Genomic DNA, 19,436 nt, shown 5'->3' on the forward strand with positions numbered 1-19,436 from the left:
TCGTGAATGTCGAACTGATCTTGTTGCTGCTGTTACTGGGCGGGTTTGTTGGTGTAATGGCAGGGTTGTTGGGTATTGGCGGTGGCTTGATTGTGGTGCCTGCGCTGGTTGTGCTTCTGCCTAAAGCAGGGATTGACCCCTCGATTACCATGAACATCGCGCTCGCGACGTCCTTATCGACCATTATAGTGACCTCAGGCTCTTCAGCACTTAACCACCTTAAACTTGGCAATGTCGACATGTTTGTCGTCAAATGGCTGATGCCAGGGGTGGTGATAGGTGGCTTTGTCGGCGCTAATGTGGCTGAGTGGATCCCGAGTGAATATCTTCCCAAAGTGTTTGGTGTGATTGTTTTGCTGCTTGCATTGCAGATGCTGTTGTCGATCAAAAGCACTACTGAGCGTACGATGCCGCCAAGTGGCATTACCATGGGATATGGCGCTGGGATTGGCATTATCTCTAGCCTCGCCGGGATTGGTGGCGGCTCTTTATCGGTGCCATTTCTTAATCGCCATGGCGTTGAGATGCGAAAAGCGGTAGGCTCTTCCTCTGTTTGCGGTTGCGTTATCGCTATCTCCGGTATGACGGGGTTTATTTTGCATGGCTACAGCGCGGAAAATTTACCTAATTATAGCGTTGGATATGTATACCTACCGGCTTTAGCTGCGATAGCATCTACCTCAATGTTGACCACTAAGGTGGGCGCCAAATTGGCGACCTCTTTACCTACGGCGGCATTGAAAAAGATCTTCGCGCTATTTTTGATGTTTGTCGCCGGAACTATGTTGCTGTAGCGCACTCTCATCTAAATCATTATTAAAAGAGTAGTCTTCTTATGTCTCAGGGATACTTTGAATTTCCTAATATTGATCCAGTGTTGGTATCAATTGGTCCACTATCGATTCGTTGGTATGGCTTAATGTATTTAATCGGTTTTGCTTTCGCTTTATGGCTGGCAAATCGACGCGCGGATAAGCCGGGTAGTGGTTGGACTCGTGAACAAGTGTCTGACTTGCTCTTTGCTGGTTTTCTAGGTGTAGTTATTGGTGGTCGTGTCGGCTACGTGCTGTTCTACAACTTTGACCTTTTCCTGCAAGACCCTCTGTACTTGTTTAAGGTCTGGACTGGTGGCATGTCATTCCATGGCGGTCTGCTGGGTGTGATTAGCGCTATGTTCTGGTATGCGCGCAAAAATGGCCGTACTTTCTTTGGTGTCGCGGATTTTATTGCCCCGCTGGTACCATTCGGTTTAGGTATGGGTCGTTTGGGTAACTTTATGAACAGCGAGCTGTGGGGGCGCGTAACAGACGTGCCATGGGCGATTGTGTTCCCAAATGGCGGACCACTTCCTCGCCACCCTTCACAGCTGTATGAGATGGCATTAGAAGGTGTGGTGTTGTTTTTGATCCTCAACTGGTTTATTAAAAAACCTCGCCCACTTGGATCTGTGTCAGGGCTTTTCCTTGCTGGTTACGGTACATTCCGTTTCTTAGTCGAATACGTCCGCGAGCCAGATGCGCATCTTGGTTTGTTTGGTGGCTTTATCTCTATGGGTCAAATTCTATCATTGCCGATGGTTATCATTGGTCTATTGATGATGGTATGGGCCTACAAGCGTGGCCACTTTAAAGACGAATTACCCCAACAGAAAGCGAAGTAAGGAATTGGTGTGAAACAGTATTTAGATCTCTGTCAGCGAATTGTTGACCAAGGTGAGTGGGTTGAAAACGAGCGTACTGGTAAACGCTGTCTAACCGTGATTAATGCCGATTTAACCTACGATGTGGCTAACAACCAATTTCCGCTTGTAACGACTCGTAAGAGTTTTTGGAAAGCTGCTGTGGCTGAGTTGCTGGGTTACATTCGTGGTTACGACAACGCGGAAGATTTTCGTCAGCTAGGTACCAAAACTTGGGATGCGAACGCTAACCTAAATGAAGCTTGGCTAAACAACCCATACCGCAAGGGTGAAGACGACATGGGACGCGTATATGGCGTGCAAGGTCGTGCGTGGGCAAAACCGGATGGTGGCCATATTGACCAACTGCGCAAGATTGTTGATGACTTGACGCGCGGCGTTGATGACCGTGGTGAGATCTTAAACTTCTACAACCCAGGTGAGTTCCATATGGGCTGTTTGCGTCCATGTATGTACAGTCACCATTTCTCGCTACTCGGCGACACACTGTACCTAAATAGTACTCAGCGCTCATGTGATGTACCGCTAGGGTTGAACTTCAACATGGTTCAGGTTTATGTGTTCCTCGCGATTATGGCGCAAATTACAGGTAAGAAAGCGGGTGTGGCGTATCACAAGATTGTTAACGCGCATATTTACGAAGACCAACTTGAGTTGATGCGTGATGTACAGCTTAAACGTGAGCCTCTGGCGCCAGCGACGTTCCATATTAACCCGGAGATTAAGTCGCTAGAAGACTTAGAAACATGGGTAACCTTGGATGATTTCTGGGTAGAAGGTTATGAGTGCCACGACCCAATTCAATACCCGTTTTCGGTGTAAGTGATAGATTGAATGAAAAAGACCGACCTAGCGTCGGTCTTTTTTTTGGGGTGCGGGAACGCGTTGCTACGGAACGTTGCACTGCGCTTCACTTACGGATGCGGGAACGCGTTGCTATGGAACGTTGCGCTGCACTTCACTTACGGATGCTGGAAGGTATTGCTACGGAACGTTGCGCTGCGCTTCACTTACGGATGCGGGAACGCGTTGCTATGGAACGTTGCGCTGCGCTTAACTTACGGATGCGGGAAGGTGATGCTACGGAAAGTTGCGCTGCGTTTCATTTACGGATTCGGGAGGCGTTGCTGCGGAACGTTGCGCTGCACTTCACTTACGGATGTGGGAACGCCTTGCTACCGAATGCTTTTTCCGTGAGCGAAGCGTTCCGTAAACGCAGTGTTCCTATGTTTCCGTAGCCTGCGTTCCTTGCAAAAAAAAGCCCCTGACCGAGGTCAGGGGCTTAGCAAGCGATGGTGTGTACTTGTAATTATACTGTCAGAGCTAGAATTGCACCTGGTAGCAGGATGAACACCGATAGTAGGTATGCTGCTACTACTGCTTTGTTCTTAACTGCTGTTTCAGCTAGCAGCTCTGCACATTTCACTGGAATCTCACGTAGGAACGGGATACCAAAGATAAATACTGTTGCCATTAGGTTGAACACTAGGTGTACCAGAGCAATTTGTAGTGCGAACACTGCGAACTCACCAGATACAGCTGTTGCTGCTAGTAGCGCGGTAATACAAGTACCGATGTTAGCGCCTAGAGTGAACGGGTAAACGTCACGAACTTTAAGAACGCCAGTACCTACTAGTGGAACCATTAGACTAGTTGTCGTAGAAGAAGACTGAACTAGTACAGTTACGATAGAACCCGATACGATACCGTGGATTGGACCACGCCCGATTGCGTTCTTAAGAATATCACGTGCACGACCAACCATTAGACCTTTCATTAGCTTACCCATTACGGTGATAGCTAGGAAGATTGTCGCGATACCGATAGCGATAAGTAATACGCCACCAACAGTGTTACCAAATGTACCTAGAGGACCTTGTAGTGCACTGATCACTGGCTTAGTGATTGGTTTGATAAAGTCAAAACCACCCACGCTCATATCACCCGTGTTTAGTAGTGGTGAAACCAACCAGTGAGACACTTTGTCTAGAATACCGAACATCATCTCTAGCGGTAGGAAGATCATTACTGCTAGTAGGTTGAAGAAGTCGTGGATCGTCGCACTTGCAAAAGCGCGTTGGAATTCTTCTTTGCAACGAACGTGACCTAGAGAAACTAGAGTGTTAGTTACTGTTGTACCAATGTTTGCACCCATAACCATAGGGATTGCAGTTTCAACTGGTAAACCACCAGCCACAAGGCCGACGATAATAGAAGTTACTGTACTTGAAGACTGGATAAGTGCTGTAGCCACAAGACCGATCATTAGACCAGCAATTGGGTGAGCCGCAAATTCAAATAGAACTTTAGCTTGGTCGCCCACTGACCATTTAAAACCAGTACCTACCATTGATACCGCTAGAAGCAGTAAGTACAACATGAATGCCAAGTTAGCCCAGCGTAACCAGCGAGCCGTGCTCGAGATAGGTGCTGCTGTAGTAGTAGCTTGGTTCATAAATATTTCTCCGTTGGACCGTTTAACTCTTTAATTTGGTCTGTAAGTTGAATCTGAGGGCGATAGTAGAGAGGAAATATTTCAGTAATATTACAGTTCGGTGTAACAGTGATTTTTTTTCGTTTAGTAAGCGGATATGTCTGTAATTTCTGTTTTACATATTATTTAACTCATTGATTTAAAATGGTAATTAAGGGATTTTCTTAGGGTTGAAATCAGTCACAAAAATGTCAGAAAAGTCAGGTTTTGGTTAGAGTGAAGCGGGTTTTATGACAATTGACTGTCATAAAAGGCAATTGAGATGTAGGTAAAACAATTTGTTTTGCTGTTATTGTCTCGGTTTTTTCGAGTTATTGTTGTCATCTTGGGCTTTTGTTATAAATTACCTATATCAATTGAACAGCAAAACACATCATGTCTCATCTAAATTACAACCACCTCTACTATTTCTGGATGGTCTGCAAACAAGGATCGGTAACAAAAGCTGCCGATGCGCTCTTTCTTACTCCGCAGACGGTCACTGGTCAGATAAAAGCACTGGAAGATCGCCTTGATGGTAAGTTAACCAAACGTAATGGACGCAGTGTGGAGCCAACCGAGTTAGGACAGCTCGTTTTCAAATATGCAGATCGTATGTTTGGTTTGAGCTATGAGATGCTTGATATTGTCAATTACAGCCAACATTCCAATATCTTATTTGATGTTGGTGTCGCGGATGCACTATCAAAGCGTTTGGTCAGTAAAATCTTGATGACCACAGTACCAGAAGATAACAGCATTCATTTGCGCTGCTTTGAGTCAACCCACGAAATGTTATTGGAGCAATTGGCGCAACATAAGCTGGATATGATTTTGTCTGATTGCCCGGTGGATTCGAGCCAAAGCCCGGGTTTGTTTAGTAAAAAGCTCGGTGAAAGCAGCATGAGCTTCTTTTGCTCGGGGAAAGTTGAGAAAGTGAAGTTTCCTGAGGTTTTAGAGCAGCGTAAGCTTTTGATCCCCGGCAGCCGAACGGCAATGGGGCGTAAGGTGATTGAATGGTTTGATCGCCAAGGCATTACCGTCGACATTCTCGGCGAGTTTGATGACGTGGCGCTGATGAAGGCGTTTGCACGTTATCACGATGATGTGATTTTCTTAGCCCCCACGCTATACAGCAAAGAGATTCAGGAAGACCAAGCTTTACAGTTGCTTGGGCATATTGATGAGTTAAAAGAAGAGTACTACGTTATTTTTGCCGAGCGAATGATCCAACATCCTGCAGTGAAAAACGTATGTGATGCGGATTTTAGTAAACTATTTAACTAAGGTCTTTTACAGCTTGAATTAAATCGATTAACATTTGTAAGCAGCTAAGTGTATAAAATTTAAACTGATGCAGCCTCAAAACTTCGTGAGATGTTTTGTTGTTCCAAGGAGGCTTACTTATGAATGTGCAAGAGATGGAGAAAAATTCAGCTCAAGCAGTAGTGCTGTTGAAAGCAATGGCAAATGAAAGACGGCTACAGATTTTGTGTATGTTGCACAACCAAGAGCTATCTGTAGGAGAGTTATGTAGTAAGCTCGAACTGAGTCAGTCTGCATTATCACAACATTTAGCTTGGCTGCGTCGCGATGGCTTGGTGGTCACACGCAAAGAAGCGCAAACGGTCTATTACACGTTAAGCAGTGAAGAGGTCAAAGCGTTGATCCATTTGCTGCACAATTTATATTGTCAGCCAGTCAGTTCGCTTTAAAACAGCAAATTATAGATATAAAAAAACCGGCCAAGGCCGGTTTTTTCTTCACTGGAAATCAGAGTTCTATTATAGAGCTTTGATTGCAGCAGCGAAACGAGACTTATGACGAGCAGCTTTGTTCTTGTGAACAAGACCTTTAGTCGCCATACGGTCTAGGATTGGTGTAACTGCAGCGAATGCAGCAGTTGCAGCTTCTTTGTCGCCTGCTTCGATAGCAGCAACAGTTTTCTTCATGTAAGTGCGCATCATAGAACGACGGCTAGCGTTGTGCTGGCGACGTTTCTCAGCTTGGATAGCGCGCTTCTTAGCAGATTTACTATTTGCCAAGGGTCTAACTCCCAAAAACTTTAGTTCGGTGACAATTTAAGGGCAGGGAATATCCCCTATTTGCACCCAAATGTCAAATGATTTGTGCAAAAACCAGTCTGAGCCAAACAATTTTTGGATTCGACGAGTCATCGCGGTTAAGATGGCGGGGATTCTATCAGTATTCTTTTTTTAATGCTAATACTTATCTGCCTAGAAAACGACTTTCCTTCATCTAATCGGGCGGAACAACGCAGTATGGCTGATATTTGAGGTAATTGTGAGTAAACGTCTGCTCAAATCTGGCATGATTGTCAGTGCAATGACATTGATTTCTCGCGTTTTAGGCTTAGTCCGAGATGTGGTCGTTGCGAATTTAATGGGGGCAGGGGCAAGCGCAGATGTGTTTTTCTTTGCCAATAAGATCCCCAACTTCTTACGCCGCCTATTTGCTGAAGGCGCATTTTCACAAGCATTTGTACCTGTTTTAACCGAAAGCCATGCCGCTGGCGATATGGACAAAACGCGTGAGTTGATTGCCAAGGCGTCGGGTACATTAGGTGTTATTGTCTCTATTGTTACCTTATTGGGCATTTTAGGCTCCGGCGTGGTGACCGCTTTATTTGGTTTCGGTTGGTTTTTAGATTGGCTCAATGATGGTCCCTCAGCAGGCAAATTTGAGCTCGCGAGCTTTATGCTCAAAATTACCTTTCCTTATTTATGGTTTATCACCTTTGTCGCTCTATCTGGTGCCATCCTCAATACTTTAGGTAAATTCGCCGTCTCTTCATTTACCCCTGTCTTTCTCAATGTGATGATCATCTTCTCTGCATGGTTTATCGCTCCGCAGTTGGCGCAGCCGGAAATTGGTTTAGCGATCGGTGTTTTCTTAGGTGGCTTGGTGCAATTCTTGTTCCAAATACCTTTCCTGATTAAAGCGGGTGTGATGGTCAAACCTAAATGGGGTTGGCGCGATCCTGGCGTGGTAAAAATTCGCACGCTAATGATTCCGGCTCTGTTTGGCGTGTCGGTAAGCCAAATCAACTTGTTGTTGGATACCTTTATTGCCAGTTTCCTACAAACTGGCTCAATCAGTTGGCTTTACTATTCAGACCGTTTACTTGAGTTCCCCCTCGGTCTGTTTGGCATTGCGATAGCGACGGTGATCTTGCCAGCACTGTCACGTAAACACGTCGATGCGCACAGTGAAGGTTTTGCTAATACTATGGATTGGGGCGTGCGTATGGTGATGCTGCTTGGCTTGCCTGCGATGTTGGGTTTGATGGTGTTGGCTAAACCTATGTTGATGGTGCTGTTTATGCGCGGTGAGTTTTCGCCTCACGATGTACAGCAAGCCTCACTCTCTTTATTGGCGTATTCATCAGGGCTACTGAACTTTATGTTGATTAAAGTTCTCGCTCCGGGTTACTACTCACGCCAAGATACCAAAACGCCAGTGAAGTACGGCATCATCGCCATGGTGACCAATATGGGCTTTAATGCCATCTTTGCCTACTTTTATGGTTATGTTGGCCTCGCGATGGCAACCGCGTTGTCTGCTTTAGTCAACATGTCTCTATTATATAGAGGGCTGCATCTGCAAGGGGTGTATCAAATTAGTAAGAAGACGCTGATGTTTATTGCTCGCTTGGTTATTGCTGGTGGTGCAATGGTGGCGGCGATTTTATGGCAGTTAGAAGAGATGAGTGTTTGGCTAACTTGGAGCTTTGGTGAACGCGTAATGTGGCTAGCGGCACTGATTGGTTTAGGCGCCGGCGTTTATCTAATTTGCCTTCTTGTTTTAGGCGTGCGTTTAAAAGATTTAAAAGCAGCGACAGAGTAGGGCATCCCAGTTATTCTCGTTGAACCAAGAATATTGAGGTTACTTGGGTATTAGGATTAGTATATAATCCGTCGGTTTCACGCAGTGTAAATAAAAGGCATTAAGCAACTCCCAATGGAATTGATCCGAGGTATTCACAATATTTTGCCGCAACATCAAGGTTGTGTGCTTACCATAGGAAACTTCGATGGTGTTCATTTAGGGCACCAAGCAGTGCTTGAGCAAGTGTCGCATCAAGCGCAAGCTTTAGGTTTGCCTTCGATGGTGATGACGTTTGAGCCACAGCCATTGGAGTTGTTTGCAAAAGAAAAAGCCCCAGCGCGTTTAACGCGTTTGCGAGACAAGTTTGTGCAATTAAGCAAACTTCATTTAGATCGCTTGCTTTGTGTTAGTTTTAACCCCTATTTCGCCAATCTAACGGCTGAGGAGTTTATTACTGACTTGTTGGTCAAGCGATTGGGTGTTAAGTTTCTCGTAGTGGGAGATGACTTTTGTTTTGGTCGTGGGCGCAAAGGCAATTTTGCAATGCTGCAGCAGGCGGGTAAAGAGTATGGTTTTGAGGTGGTCAGCACCCAGAGCTTCTGTTTACAGCAATTGCGCGTTAGCAGTACCGCAATTCGTAACGCCCTCGCCGAAGATGACTTACCTGCGGCGGCAGAGATGTTAGGTCGTGGCTACAGTATCAGTGGTCGCGTCTCTCATGGTCGCAAATTAGGCAGAACCATTGGTTTTCCTACAGCAAATATTCCCCTCAAACGCTGCGTATCACCAGTTTCAGGTGTTTACGTTGTCCAAGCTCTAGGGCTTGGTGAGCAAGCGATTGGAGGAGTGGCGAACATAGGTCAAAGACCTACCGTTAATGGAGTTCGCCAACAGCTAGAAGTACATTTGTTCGACTTTCAAGGCGATTTATATGGCAAGCAGCTAGAAATCGTACTTCTAGAAAAACTTCGTGATGAACATAAATTTGACTCATTCGAAGCGCTTAAACAGCAAATAGAATTGGATGCTGAGGCAGCAAGGGTGTGGCTGCGTCAGTTTAAGAATTAATCGGTTTATTCCACCGATTAACATAATGTCTAACTTTCGCCCAATATAACGGAATTAAGAATCGATGAGTGAGTATAAAGATACCCTGAACTTACCTGAAACAGGGTTTCCAATGCGCGGCAATCTGGCACAACGCGAGCCAGAAATGCTTAAGCGTTGGTACAAAGAAGATCTTTACGGTGAAATCCGTAAAGCTAAGAAAGGCAAAAAGTCATTCGTGTTACACGATGGTCCTCCATACGCGAACGGTGACATTCACATTGGCCACGCACTAAACAAGATTCTTAAAGACATTATTATTAAATCCAAAACACTTTCAGGTTTTGACGCACCATACATTCCAGGTTGGGACTGTCACGGTCTTCCTATCGAACTAATGGTAGAGAAGAAAGTAGGCAAGCCAGGACAAAAAGTAACGGCTGCTGAGTTCCGTGAAAAATGTCGTGAATACGCGGCGGGTCAAGTTGAAGGTCAAAAAGAGAGCTTCAAGCGTCTTGGTATCATGGGTGAGTGGGATAAACCATACCGCACTATGGATTTTGCTACTGAAGCAAACATTATCCGTGCGCTAGGTAAAATTGCCGACAAAGGTCACCTACTAAAAGGTTTCAAACCAGTTCACTGGTGTACTGACTGTGGCAGCGCACTTGCTGAAGCGGAAGTTGAGTACAAAGATAAAGTTTCTCCGTCTATCGATGTGCGCTTCAAAGCCGCTGATGAAGCAGCTGTACTGGCGAAATTTGCTCTAAACGAAGGTCATGAAGGTCACGGTGACGTATCTATCGTTATCTGGACAACGACACCATGGACACTACCAGCGAACCGCGCAGTATGTCTACGTGATGATCTAGAGTACGTACTAATCCAAGTTGAAGGCGACAACCCTGAGCGTATCATCGTGGCTTCTGAGCTAGCGAAAGAAGTTATGGATCGTGCGGGTATCGAACACTTCCACAACCTTGGTTTTGCTAAAGGTGCAGACCTAGAGCTTGCTCAGTTCAACCACCCATTCTACGATTTCAGCGTGCCAGCGATCCTTGGTGATCACGTAACGACTGACTCAGGTACTGGTGTGGTTCACACAGCACCAGGTCACGGTCAAGAAGACTTCGCAGTTGGTCAAAAATACGGTCTAGAAGTAGCTAACCCAGTAGGTTCAAACGGTGTTTACCTACCTGACACTGAGCTATTTGCTGGTCAACACGTATTCAAAGCAAATGATGCGGTAGTCGAAAAACTAAAAGAAACGGGTGCGCTACTGCACCACCACGCTTACGAGCACAGCTACCCACACTGCTGGCGTCATAAGACACCAATCATCTTCCGTGCAACACCACAATGGTTCATCTCAATGGATCAAGCGGGTCTACGTGCTAAAGCACTAGAGTCAATCAAAGGTGTTCAGTGGATGCCTGAATGGGGTCAAAGCCGTATCGAAGGTATGATCGAAGGTCGTCCTGAGTGGTGTATCTCTCGTCAGCGTACATGGGGTGTGCCAATCGCTCTATTCGTACACAAAGAGACAGCTGAACTGCACCCTAACTCACTAGAGCTAATTGAAAAAGTAGCACAGCTAGTAGAGCAAAAAGGTATTCAAGCTTGGTGGGATGTGGATAACGCAGAACTGCTAGGCGATGACGCTGACCAATACGAAAAAGTACTCGATACGCTAGACGTATGGTTTGACTCAGGTGTCACTCACTCTGCGGTTGTTGACGCTCGTGAAGAGTTCAACGGTCACAGTGCTGACCTATACCTAGAAGGTTCAGACCAACACCGTGGTTGGTTCCAATCGTCTCTAATTTCATCGATCGCGATGAAAGACGAAGCACCATACAAGCAAGTGCTAACGCACGGCTTCGTGGTAGATGGTCACGGTCGTAAGATGTCAAAATCTATCGGTAACGTGGTTGCACCAAAAGATGTGACTAACAAGCTAGGCGCCGACATTCTACGTCTATGGGTTGCATCAACTGACTACACTGGTGAAGTAGCGGTTTCTGACGAAATCCTAAAACGCTCGGCAGATGCGTACCGTCGTATTCGTAATACAGCGCGTTTCTTCCTAGCAAACTTGAACGGTTTCAACCCTGAAACGGATCTTGTTGCTGCAGAAGAGATGGTAGCGCTAGATCGCTGGGCTGTTGGTCGTGCACTAGCTGCGCAAGAAGAGATCATTAAAGCGTACGATGAGTACAACACGCACGCAGTAATGCAGCGTCTGATGCACTTCTGTTCAGTAGAAATGGGTTCATTCTACCTAGATGTGATCAAAGACCGTCAATACACAGCGAAACTGGGTGGTCACGCACAACGCAGCTGTCAAACTGCGCTTTACTACATCGTAGAAGCTCTGGTTCGTTGGATGGCGCCAATCATGTCGTTCACAGCAGATGAGATTTGGAACGAAATGCCGGGTGCACGCGACAAGTTCGTCTTCACTGGTGAGTGGTTCGATGGTCTATTTGGTCTGGCTGAAGGCGAAGAGCTAAACAACGAATTCTGGACTGAAATCCAAAAAGTTCGTGGTGGCGTGAACAAACTGCTTGAAGCTGCGCGTACTGACAAAGTGATCGGTGGTGCACTACAAGCTGAAGTTACTCTGTTTGCAGATGATGCACTAGCGGCGAAAATCAACAAGCTTGAAGATGAACTACGTTTCGTATTGCTAACTTCAGCAGCGGTAGTGAAGCCTCTAAGCGAGAAATCAGACGCAGCGAAAGCAACAGAAATCGAAGGTCTGTTTGTTGAAGTGAAAGCGACGGAAGCTGAGAAGTGTGACCGTTGTTGGCACCACACACCAGATGTAGGCACAATCGCAGGTCACGAGACAGTGTGTGGTCGTTGTGTGTCGAACATTGATGGTGAAGGTGAAGTGCGCCACTTCGCATAATTATTCTTCATTCTTGGTCTTGTCGCGTTGTTGACAGCGTTTGCTTACCCCATCTCATAGTTATCTATGCTCAGGGGCTTCGCAAACCTATCGCCTAGCTACAAACCAATAATTTTGAATAAGCCAAGCAAAGATTGAACTTTTTAATCACTAAGCAGCCCCAGTATTTACTGGGGTTGTTTTTAGGTAACGAGATGAGTGAAAAAGCACTAACACTGAAAGAATCTGGGGTACGTTGGTTATTACTAGCGTTGATAATCTTTATTACTGATATCGCGATTAAACTCTTTGTTATGGACAATATGTGGCTAAGGCAAAGTATTGAAGTGTTGCCATTTTTCAATATCACTTATGCTCATAACTATGGTGCTGCTTTTAGCTTCTTGAGTGATCAACCAGGTTGGCAACGTTGGTTTTTTACCAGTATCGCTTTTGTGGTAACGGCAATGTTGACCTATTGGATGAGTAAACTGCCAGCCAAAGAGAAGTGGAACAATATCGCTTATGCGATGATTATCGGCGGTGCGATTGGTAACGTATTTGACCGTATCGTGCATGGTTATGTGGTCGATTATCTGCACTTTTATATTGGTCAGTATCATTGGCCAGTATTTAACCTAGCCGATACGACTATCTGTATCGGTGCGGCGATGATTATTCTAGATGGTTTTCTGAGTAAAGAAAAAACTACCGCATAAAAGTGAATAACCCTAAACGCTGTCTGTTGATTCGACAGCGTTTTTTCTATATATCTGCTTATAATTTCCAACTAACTGTCTGCGGCAGAGAGTTAGAACAATCAAATAGAGATGGTGTATCTCGTCATAATAATAACCACAAGGAAGCTGTATCGTGACATCAATAGTCCAAGACTCTACTGTAACTCTTCACTTTACCATTAAGATGAAAGATGGCTCGGTTGCCGATAGCACCCATAATATGGGTAAGCCCGCGAAATTAGTGATTGGCGATGGCAGCCTAAGTGATAATTTCGAGCAATGCTTACTTGGCTTAAGTGCGGGTGACAATAAGGCGATAGAACTCGCTGCTGCTGATGCGTTTGGCATGCCAAACCCAGATAATGTTCATTATATGGATCGCGCCAAGTTTGTCGGTGATGCTGAAGTAGAGGTAGGCACGATTATGGCATTTAGTGGTCCGGATGGTATGGAGATCCCTGGTATTATTACCGAGATTGCTGGCGATTCAGTCACGGTTGACTTTAACCACCCTCTAGCAGGACAAGATGTGACTTTTGAAGTTGAAATTTTGTCAGTAGAATAACGCCCCGAAGAAGAAAACACCCCATGAGCAATGAAATGAAAATCCTGTTAGCTAACCCGCGTGGTTTTTGTGCCGGCGTCGACCGTGCCATCAGCATCGTAGAGCGCGCTTTGGAACTGTATCAGCCACCGATTTATGTTCGTCACGAAGTGGTGCATAACCGTTTTGTTGTCGAAGGGCTGAAGCAGCGTGGTGCGGTGTTTGTCGAAGAGCTACACGAAGTGCCTGATGACAATATTGTGATTTTCTCGGCTCATGGCGTGTCACAAGCTGTGCGTCAAGAAGCGAAAAAGCGTGCGCTAACGGTATTTGATGCTACTTGTCCATTGGTGACCAAAGTTCATATGGAAGTCGCGCGTGCGAGCCGTCGTAATATGGAAGTGGTGCTGATTGGTCATGCTGGTCACCCAGAAGTTGAAGGCACTATGGGGCAATACGCCAGCGAAACCGGCGGTATGTACTTGGTTGAGAAACCAGAAGATGTCGAGAAGCTGCTAGATGTGGTCAAAGACCCAACAGAACTTCATTACGTAAGCCAGACCACGCTGTCTGTCGATGAAACCGCAGATGTGATTGCAGAACTGCGCCGCGTGTTCCCGGAGATTCAAGGACCGCGCAAAGATGATATCTGCTACGCAACGCAGAACCGTCAAGATGCGGTACGTGAAATCGCGACCAATGTTGATGTGGTGATCGTAGTTGGTTCGAAGAACTCATCAAACTCTACCCGTTTAAAAGAACTTGCTGAAAAGCTCGGTACGCCAGGTTATCTGACTGATTGCCCAGAAGACATTCAAACCGAATGGTTTGCAGGTAAGCGTAAAGTTGGTGTGACTGCGGGTGCATCGGCTCCAGAAGAGCTGGTTAATCAGATCATGGAACGCATTAAAGAGTTAGTCGGCACACGCTCGGTCGAAGAGGTCACTGGTCGCGAAGAGAATATGTTCTTCGAAGTGCCAAAAGAGCTGCAGATTAAGCAGGTCGATTAAGCAAGCCTTTCCAAGTCAGTTTTTGAAAGCTAGTTTCTCTAAGCTAGCTTTTCGAAGTAAGACTCAGTCAAAATCCTTAGCCGCTGCACTTATGTGTTGCGGCTTTTTAATATCCGCTTACACCTTGTAATTTATAATCTTGTTATTGTTTTATATTGCGTGAACTGCGTTGAGTTATTGCTCAACACTTCTTTTTCGCTGCTCAAATATTCATCGCGCCTCGTTATAGTGAACCGCGTTAAATATGGCAGGAGAGATTAATGCAATTAATACGTATATGGATGTTACTGTTTTTTGTTGTTTTAGGAGTATCTAATCCTACTTACGCGAAAAAGCTGAAAGCTGACTCTAACTGGGTTACAGGCACGCTAGAAAATGGGCTTAAGTATCACATTTACCCAACTGATGATTCTGAGGTTTCAATTCGACTGGTCATTCACGCTGGCTCTTTACAAGAGAATGAGCAGCAAAAGGGCTACGCACATTTTGTTGAGCATATGGCTTTTAATGGCAGCCGCAACTTTGCCGGCAATGACATTATTAAGATTATCGAGCAAAGTGGTAAGCAGTTTGGACCTGATATCAATGCCTTTACTGGCTATCAAACGACGGTTTATCAACTGGATTTGGCAAGTAAAGTTCAACTAGATACCGGTCTGACTTGGATGAGAGATGTTGCCGATGGGATTAACTTTGATGCTCAACAAGTCGAAAAAGAGAAAGGGGCAATTTTAGGTGAATTTCGCTTTAGCCGACCGGAAAACCAAGATCTCTATACCAAAGCTTACTTGAAGCTAATTGGCGACAGTGTACTTGCTGATGCTGATCCTCTCGGTAGCGAGCAATCGGTGCAACAAGCGACCGTTGCTGGGCTAAAAAGCTACTATCAAAAGTGGTATCAGCCACATAATGCCGAGCTTATCGTGGTTGGTGATGTCAACGCGGCAGTGCTGGCACAGCAACTTCAACAGCAGTTTTCCAACTGGGTCAGTAATGGCGATGCGCCGACACGCAAGCAGCGCAAGTTTAACTATGATCTAGCTTCGAATGTGTTCACCATCGGTGATAACCAATCGCCAACGCTTTTTTATGTTATTGACCGAAATGCTAGCGACCGCATTACCAAGCAAAAACAGTTGCATCAGTTATGGCTTGATGAGGTTAGCCAAGCGTTGATTCGCCAGCGTCTAAGCGCAGCATTTAGCGAGTCAGCGGTGCCAGTGCAAAAGGTGAATACCTTTACGCAATGGATTCATCATGACCGATTTTCTGCTGGTGAGGTGGTGTTTGCCCCACAGCAGCGAGCAACGGTCGAAACTATTTTTCTTGCGACACTGCGTTCTTTGCGTGATTTTGGCGTGACGCAAAATGAACTGGAGAGTGTGTTAGTTGATTATCAAGCAACATTGAATAATCTCGATGCGACTTGGCAAGCACATAAGCCGCCCTATTATGCCAGCAATAAAGTGCTGGAATTGGATAGCGGGGAAATCGTGCAAGATAAGCTCAACCATGCCAAGACTCTGCAGAAGTTTATTGATTATGTAAATCTGAAGCGGGTCAATCGCAACCTAGACGCTTTGCTCTCTTCAGAGATAACTTGGGTAATGGGGAAAGCGCAAAGCGAAGAGCAGAGCTTTGTTGAAGCTCGATTAGCACAGTTACCTGCGGCATATGCCAAACAAGGGGCAAAGCCGGTAGAGAACGACAAGGTTATCGAGGAATTTTTGCAACCTAGCCAAAGCGGTAAAATTCTCTCGCGTGTTGATCGCGAAGCAAACTTTACGGTTTGGCAACTGAGTAATGGTCTCGAAGTTTGGTTCCAACAAGATCCTCAGGCTGGTGAGCGCGCTTACATTCAGTACGCCAGTCAGGGCGGAAAAGCGGCGTTACCTAAAGAGCTATATGCTGCAAGTCAGCTTCTGGTGGACACAGCCGTGCGCAGCGGGCTTGGTGAGTTTAACGGGGCGAAGTTAGACCGCTTTTTGCGTAAGCAAGGCGTAGCGATTTTCCCTTATATCAACCTGACGCAGCATGGCTTGGAAGCAGACTCTGCTGTTGACAGCCTGCCAGTTGCATTTAACGTCATTTACAATATCGTCACCGAACTAAATCTGGCAGCAAGGCAGCTAGAGGCAGTGAAACAGCAAGTCTTTCAAGACAACCGTGTATACCTTGAATCACCTCAAGGTCAGTTTGAACGCGCCATCAATAACAACACCTATTTATCGGATAGCCGTCATCGCTTTATCTCTAATGGTGAATTGGCGAGTGTGACTGTTGAGCAATTGCAGCAAGTGCACGACACTTTGTTTGGTTATAGTCGCAATAGCAAACTGGTGATCGTGGCTGATATTGAGCCTGAGCAACTTGCGCCATTGCTCGTTAAATACATTGCGCCTATCGCATTTAAGCTACAGCCGAACAATGAGCTCAACCTCGGCAATGGCTACAACCTCAACCCTAAGCCTGAACTCGAAGTGGCAGCGTTTAATGAAGATTCGGTGGTCGTGCTCAAACGTATTATCAATGCTAGTCCACAACCTAGAACCGCTAAAGCGACGTTTGCTGAAGATATGCTGAGTAAGATCAGTAATATGCGCTTATACCAGCAAGTACGAGAAGAAGCAGGCTTAGATTACGCACCAGAAATGTACCCAGTAATCCAAGATGGTGAGTCAGCCTCGGATTGGATGATCTATACCCATGTCACGCCTCAAGATGTGCCAATAGTTCAGCAGCAGTTAAATAAGTTGCTGGATGGTTTGAGTGCGTCAATCACTCAACAAGAGCTAGATGCCGCGGCGAAGCAGCTTATTAGTGGCTTAAAACCATTGGAGCAGGACCCGTTTCAACGTAGTTGGTTTTACAGTCGTTATTTGATCCATGGCTACGGGATTGAGGCGTTGCTTGATGTTGAACAAACTGCGCAAAGTATCGATCTTGAGTATATGCAGCAGCGGGCAAAATGGGCGTTTGGTGATAGTGCCAAACAAATGGATGCGATCTTAACTCCGGCGCAATTAACTCCGGTGCAATAGATGCGATGATAAAAAAGGCTCCTTACGGAGCCTTTTGCTTACTATATCCAATGTGAGGTTTATGCGGTTTCAACCTTGCCGGTTGGCTTCTCTTCATCAGCCAGTTCAGTTTCACCTTTACCTTTTGACGTTTTGATAACGTAACCCAGTACAGCGACTGCGAATACCACGCCAGCGATAGTCGAGATTTGCATTGGCAGGCCAAAGCCAAGCGAGCTGTTGTTAAGGATAAAGGTCACGCACACTGTTGTCATAAACACCGCTGGGATAGAGGTGATCCAGTGCAGTTTGTTGTGACGCAGTAGGTATGCTGAAGCTGTCCAAAGCATCATTACTGCTGTGGTTTGGTTAGCAAAACCGAAGTAGCGCCAGATAATACCGAAATCTACTTGAGTTAAGATGCCGCCGATAACGAACAGGGGAACAGCCATTAGAAGGCGGTTACGCAGTGTTTTCTGCTCCATGTTGAAGTACTCAGCTAGGATCAGGCGGCTAGAGCGAAATGCAGTGTCACCTGAAGTGATAGGTAGAATCACCACACCTAGGAAAGCGATTACACCGCCAAACACACCCAGTAGACCAAATGATGATGCGTATACTACGTTACCTGGACCACCGTTGCTTACCGCTTCTTGCAGCGCTTCTAGTGAGCCGAAGAAAGACAGAGCGATAGCACACCAGATAAGCGCGATAACACCTTCACCAATCATTGCCCCGTAGAAGACAAAACGACCGTTTTTCTCGTTCTCCATACAACGCGCCATCAAAGGAGATTGCGTCGCGTGGAAGCCTGAGATAGCACCACAAGCAATCGTGATAAATAGCGCTGGCCATAATGGCATATCATTTGGGTTTAGATTGCTGAACATATCGGTGACTTGGAAATCACCCATTACAGTGTGCTCAGTTGAGAAAGCAACCGCAGTCATTAGACCGACCGACATAAAGATCAGCAGTGCACCAAATAGTGGGTAGAAACGGCCAATGATTTTATCAACCGGTACAATTGTCGCGATGATGTAGTAAGCGAAAATCACCACAACCATGGCTGTCATGCTAACAGTGAAGTCGGTTTGGTCATTAATAAGGTTAGTGATCATGCCAGCTGGTGCTGAAACGAATACCACACCCACAAGAAGCAGTAGAACAATGGCAAAGATGTTCATAAAGTGTTTTGCGCCATTGCCTAGGTAACGACCTGTGATAGTTGGTACTGAAGCACCGCCATTGCGAACTGATAGCATGCCCGAGAAGTAGTCATGCACTGCGCCAGCAAAGATACAGCCAATCACAATCCACAACATCGCAGCAGGGCCGTATAGCGCACCCATGATTGGACCGAAGATCGGACCCACACCAGCAATGTTTAGCAGTTGAACTAGGTAAACTTTTTTGGTCGACATTGGCACGTAGTCGACACCGTCCGTTTTGGTGTGTGCCGGTGTTTGACGTTTTTCGTTGATGCCAAACACTTTTTCAACAAAGGCGCCATAAATAAAGTAACCGCCGATTAGTGCAGCGACACAAGTTAAAAACCACAACATAGCTATTGTCCCCTGAGCATAGAATTCACCATGCATACTAAAGAGTTGCCAGTCTAGATTCATCCGCATTTGCGGCGAGTGGTCGTATGCGAGTTTAAGTGGCGATTTCACCATTTAAGTGGTTTTGCATTAAGTTAAGTGGTCAAATTACAAAAGAAGTGGTTAAACTAGAACAAACACGCAGGGTAAGTTGTTTAATGAACTTGCTAAGCAAATCACAAGGAAAAAGAATGAAAAAGCTACTTAGCGTTATGTTGCTAGTCGGGCTGACAGGTTGTGCCAGCAGTGTGGAAGAAATGGCTAAAGCCGGTGATTGGTATCAAGTTGGCTACCAAGATGGCGTTACGGGTAATACCGCCCGTAGCATGCGTGAGTTAACCGAGATGAGTAACGTTAATATTGCGGATTATGACCAAGGTTATCTAACTGGGGTAAATGAATACTGTAACCCAGATGTTGCCTACCAGATTGGTTTATCAGGGCAATATTACGACGGTGTATGTGAAGGAACAGAAGATGCACAACGTTTTCGTATGGAGTGGCAGCGTGGTTGGGCTGATTCACGCAATACTTACTAAGTGATGCAATCAAAGGCT

The 19,436-nt window shown here is 45.8% G+C and carries 16 protein-coding genes; 13 read left to right on the forward strand and 3 right to left on the reverse strand.

Annotated features, from left to right (window positions below; all coding sequences use genetic code 11):
- Positions 1–2 precede the first annotated feature (2 nt).
- From DPF93_RS10705 to DPF93_RS10715, 3 genes are read left to right on the forward strand one after another with little or no spacing between them, the layout of a single operon-like run.
- On the forward strand, positions 3–794 hold the full coding sequence (locus DPF93_RS10705) for a sulfite exporter TauE/SafE family protein (RefSeq protein WP_114766162.1): 792 nt from the start codon (positions 3–5) through the stop codon (positions 792–794).
- Positions 795–835: 41 nt separating this feature from the next.
- Positions 836–1,660 (forward strand): prolipoprotein diacylglyceryl transferase, encoded by an 825-nt coding sequence (gene lgt / locus DPF93_RS10710; RefSeq protein ID WP_114766163.1) that lies wholly within the window; start codon positions 836–838, stop codon positions 1,658–1,660.
- Positions 1,661–1,669: 9 nt separating this feature from the next.
- Positions 1,670–2,521, forward strand: a complete 852-nt coding sequence (locus DPF93_RS10715; protein WP_114766164.1) for a thymidylate synthase — start codon at positions 1,670–1,672, stop codon at positions 2,519–2,521.
- Between the two features lie 487 nt (positions 2,522–3,008).
- On the opposite strand, the gene DPF93_RS10725 is transcribed toward DPF93_RS10715, so the two are convergent.
- Positions 3,009–4,154: a Na/Pi symporter gene (locus tag DPF93_RS10725; RefSeq protein ID WP_114766166.1), complete on the reverse strand. Its 1,146-nt coding sequence runs from the start codon at positions 4,152–4,154 to the stop codon at positions 3,009–3,011.
- A gap of 414 nt (positions 4,155–4,568) precedes the next feature.
- On the opposite strand from DPF93_RS10725, the gene nhaR reads away from it, so the two are divergent.
- Both nhaR and DPF93_RS10735 read left to right on the forward strand, forming a co-directional pair.
- Positions 4,569–5,459, forward strand: a complete 891-nt coding sequence (gene nhaR / locus DPF93_RS10730) for a transcriptional activator NhaR (protein ID WP_114766167.1) — start codon at positions 4,569–4,571, stop codon at positions 5,457–5,459.
- A 119-nt stretch (positions 5,460–5,578) separates the two neighbouring features.
- Positions 5,579–5,887 carry an ArsR/SmtB family transcription factor gene (locus tag DPF93_RS10735; RefSeq protein WP_114766168.1) on the forward strand — a complete coding sequence of 103 codons (309 nt, stop codon included), beginning with the start codon at positions 5,579–5,581 and terminating at the stop codon, positions 5,885–5,887.
- 69 nt (positions 5,888–5,956) lie between these two features.
- Here DPF93_RS10735 and rpsT read toward each other — a convergent pair whose 3' ends face one another.
- Positions 5,957–6,217, reverse strand: coding sequence for a 30S ribosomal protein S20 (gene rpsT / locus DPF93_RS10740; protein WP_075651474.1), 261 nt, complete (start codon positions 6,215–6,217; stop codon positions 5,957–5,959).
- A gap of 259 nt (positions 6,218–6,476) precedes the next feature.
- On the opposite strand from rpsT, the gene murJ reads away from it, so the two are divergent.
- The 7 genes from murJ (at position 6,477) to DPF93_RS10775 (ending at position 17,296) form a co-directional block, all read left to right on the forward strand.
- On the forward strand, positions 6,477–8,039 hold the full coding sequence (gene murJ / locus DPF93_RS10745) for a murein biosynthesis integral membrane protein MurJ (protein WP_114766169.1): 1,563 nt from the start codon (positions 6,477–6,479) through the stop codon (positions 8,037–8,039).
- A 114-nt stretch (positions 8,040–8,153) separates the two neighbouring features.
- A complete protein-coding gene (gene ribF, locus DPF93_RS10750) occupies positions 8,154–9,089 on the forward strand; it encodes a bifunctional riboflavin kinase/FAD synthetase (RefSeq protein WP_114766170.1) in 936 nt (311 codons plus the stop codon).
- 64 nt (positions 9,090–9,153) lie between these two features.
- Complete coding sequence (gene ileS, locus DPF93_RS10755; protein WP_114766171.1) at positions 9,154–11,982, forward strand: isoleucine--tRNA ligase; 2,829 nt, start codon at positions 9,154–9,156, stop codon at positions 11,980–11,982.
- A 194-nt stretch (positions 11,983–12,176) separates the two neighbouring features.
- Positions 12,177–12,680: a signal peptidase II gene (gene lspA, locus DPF93_RS10760; RefSeq protein WP_114766172.1), complete on the forward strand. Its 504-nt coding sequence runs from the start codon at positions 12,177–12,179 to the stop codon at positions 12,678–12,680.
- Between the two features lie 154 nt (positions 12,681–12,834).
- Entirely contained in the window at positions 12,835–13,266 is a 432-nt protein-coding gene (gene fkpB / locus DPF93_RS10765; protein WP_114766173.1) for an FKBP-type peptidyl-prolyl cis-trans isomerase, read from the forward strand.
- Positions 13,267–13,289: 23 nt separating this feature from the next.
- The gene (gene ispH, locus DPF93_RS10770) at positions 13,290–14,255 is read left to right on the forward strand and encodes a 4-hydroxy-3-methylbut-2-enyl diphosphate reductase (RefSeq protein WP_164675350.1); all 966 of its coding nucleotides are present in this window, start codon (positions 13,290–13,292) and stop codon (positions 14,253–14,255) included.
- Positions 14,256–14,515: 260 nt separating this feature from the next.
- Complete coding sequence (locus DPF93_RS10775; protein ID WP_114766174.1) at positions 14,516–17,296, forward strand: M16 family metallopeptidase; 2,781 nt, start codon at positions 14,516–14,518, stop codon at positions 17,294–17,296.
- 59 nt (positions 17,297–17,355) lie between these two features.
- Here DPF93_RS10775 and DPF93_RS10780 read toward each other — a convergent pair whose 3' ends face one another.
- A complete protein-coding gene (locus DPF93_RS10780; RefSeq protein ID WP_114766175.1) occupies positions 17,356–18,840 on the reverse strand; it encodes a carbon starvation CstA family protein in 1,485 nt (494 codons plus the stop codon).
- A 230-nt stretch (positions 18,841–19,070) separates the two neighbouring features.
- On the opposite strand from DPF93_RS10780, the gene DPF93_RS10785 reads away from it, so the two are divergent.
- Positions 19,071–19,418 (forward strand): DUF2799 domain-containing protein, encoded by a 348-nt coding sequence (locus DPF93_RS10785; protein WP_114766176.1) that lies wholly within the window; start codon positions 19,071–19,073, stop codon positions 19,416–19,418.
- Positions 19,419–19,436 lie beyond the last annotated feature (18 nt).

The sequence above is a fragment of the Vibrio rhodolitus genome (assembly GCF_003350325.1).
Classification (GTDB): Bacteria; Pseudomonadota; Gammaproteobacteria; order Enterobacterales; family Vibrionaceae; genus Vibrio; species Vibrio rhodolitus.